Genomic DNA, 2,335 nt, shown 5'->3' with positions numbered 1-2,335 from the left:
CTGCTGTTGTGCAACCCTTCTCGGCACTACAGTGGCGCCGATTCCTCGACGCACGAGTTCCCACGTGGTCACAGGATGGACGCAGTCCACGACTACGTTTTCGCGGCCATCGGACTACCGATTGCCGCGAGCGTCATGTTCGCCGGAGTCGCCTCGGCTGATCCGCCCCATCCTTTCGGTGGCGCCGCCGTCACCATCGGGTGTCCGAATCAGGGGTCGCTGGCCTCGCTGACCGGACTCACCGGCCAGTCCGGACCAGAGTCCAATCCGCCCATCGCCAAGGGTGACATCCGCTTCGATTCGTTCCCGGCGGCTGCGCCCATCCCGGCGGCGGGTCAGGTGACCGTTGCGTGGGTCAACACCGACACGGGCAAGTCCGGAATCGTCGACCTGGTCGGTACTTACCCGTACTTGTCCGCGACGGTGAACACCGGCGTCGGCAATGTCGTTGCGACGGCATTCGGTTCGATCAACTGGGGCAGTAGTCCCATCTGCCAGTCGAATCCGACGATCGGCAGGTTCATAGCCTGATCCTCACAGCCTGATCTATACAGCGTGAACGGGCACAGGGTTGGCGGTATCGCGTGATTATCTGTCATCTCGGAGATACCGCTGTGTCCGCGTCATCCCATATTCTGAAACATGTTATTTGAAAGCATATTTCAGGGATGGAAAAGGTGGCGACGTGAATGGGTCGAGCGCGCGTCAGTTGATGAGCCAGATGCTCGTCGAGAAACGAAACAGTCTTGCGCCCGAAAAGGTCGGCATGCGCTGCGAGGGTGCTCGCCGAATGCACGGCCTCAGTCGGCGCGATGTCGCGCAGATTGCCGACATCAGTTTCAATCACTATCAGCGGCTGGAACAGGGTACGTCCGTTGGTGTTTCGGCTCCGGTCATCGTGAGGATCTGCGACGCCTTGTTGATGGAAGACGACGAAAAGGCGCGCATGCTGGCGTTGCACCAGGCATGGGCGCGCCCTCGTCGACCTCGGTCCGGATCTCAGGCTGCCGGTGAAATCTCCGGTAGGCAGCGGGCCAGTTCGTCCGGCGTGTAGAAGAAACTCCCGGAGTTCACCGGAGCGCACGGGGCAGCAAACGCTGTCTCGCGCTCGTTGTAGAGCATTCGGACCAGGCGCTTACCGTCCGGTCCGCCGAACACGTCCCACTGCACGTTGGCGGCCATCGGGCTGACCTGCGCTCCGCGCCAGGGGTTGTTCGCATAGGTGTACAGGTCACCCTCGGCCTGTGAGACGGTGCTTCCCGGCAGTTTCAAGAGCGCGGCGAAGGGGATGATCGTTTCTGCGTGGGCAAACCGGAAGTCCGCTCCCGGTACGGCGGCGGCCCCGGTGTGTTCTTGTAAGCCGCGCAGGAACTCGTCGCGCAAGACGGTTGCCATCCGGTAGGTGACGTCTTCACCGGTGAAGCCCGGGCCCTTGGCGTAGAAGTCCTCGGCATCGTTCGTGTACGCGAGCCACTGCGCGTCCGCAGGTTCGATGAACCGCTCGAAATTCCACTTGCCTTCTTCGGCCATGCCCGGAGTGATGATGTACGTGTTGTACAGCATGTACGCGGCGTCGACCTCGTTGTCGATCGTGCTGGAACCCTTGCCGCGGTCGACGAGTGAGAACTCGCCCGCGCTCAGGCGGTTGACGAAGTCCTCGGAGTAGAGCTTGATCATCATGTGCCGCGAGACCTCGCGGGTGCGGGGAAGATCGGCAATCTGATCGTCGACGGCCTTCAATCGCGGATCGGAATCCTCGTAGTCCTTGTAGTCGGCGTTTGCATCCGAGTCGTGGAAGTAGAGAAGGTCGGCATCCGTGGTCACCGGCGCAACATCGCCGGCGACGGCCGGAAACGCACCGGTCAGCCCTTGCGCGAAGTTCTCGGCGCTGTCCACGGCACGGTCCACACCCGACGAGGTCAACGTGATGGTTCCCTGTTGCGCAGCGATGGCGTCGAACAGTTGGGGGAGGCGCTCGGTGACCCGTGCTCCGAGTTGCCGATGTTCGGTGACTCCGAGTCCGCTGAGGTTGCCGTATCCCAGCTTCTTGTTCGCGGCCATGAGATCGCGAAGCGCCGGTCCGAATTCCTTGCCGACGGAAGTCAATGCGTTCTCGGCTTCGGCGAGTTCCCACAGCTGCAGGCTCAGGTCGTCGTACTTCAGGCTCGACAGTGCCCGGGAGCCGTGGCGCGCAACGCTTTCCGTGTACACGGGCGAGTATCCCGTCGGTGGTGCTTGATAGTCGGCGATACGCTGGCCGGGTGAGTACGGCGTCTTGGACGTGAAGCCGCCGTCGGTCGACGCCGGGGTCTCAGCCGAGCCGGAACTCGACGCG

3 protein-coding genes are annotated in these 2,335 nt (G+C 62.5%); 2 read left to right on the top strand and 1 reads right to left on the bottom strand.

Translation table 11 applies throughout. From position 1 onward, the window contains the following. Positions 1-531: hypothetical protein (locus ABT116_RS42940; protein WP_351646160.1), on the top strand; the 531-nt coding region annotated here is incomplete at its 5' end. A 154-nt stretch (positions 532-685) separates the two neighbouring features. Next, the gene (locus ABT116_RS42935; RefSeq protein ID WP_124566939.1) at positions 686-1,054 is read left to right on the top strand and encodes a helix-turn-helix domain-containing protein; all 369 of its coding nucleotides are present in this window, start codon (positions 686-688) and stop codon (positions 1,052-1,054) included. Here ABT116_RS42935 and ABT116_RS42930 read toward each other — a convergent pair. Beyond that, on the bottom strand, positions 1,000-2,335 hold a 1,336-nt coding region (locus ABT116_RS42930; protein ID WP_351646157.1), incomplete at its 5' end, for a histidine-type phosphatase. The genes ABT116_RS42935 and ABT116_RS42930 overlap by 55 nt on opposite strands.

The organism is Streptomyces sp. NPDC002130 (genome assembly GCF_040296465.1).
Classification (GTDB): Bacteria; Actinomycetota; Actinomycetes; order Streptomycetales; family Streptomycetaceae; genus Streptomyces.
The sequence above is the reverse complement of the archived record's forward strand: the minus strand, read 5'-3'. Positions and strand labels throughout refer to the sequence as shown.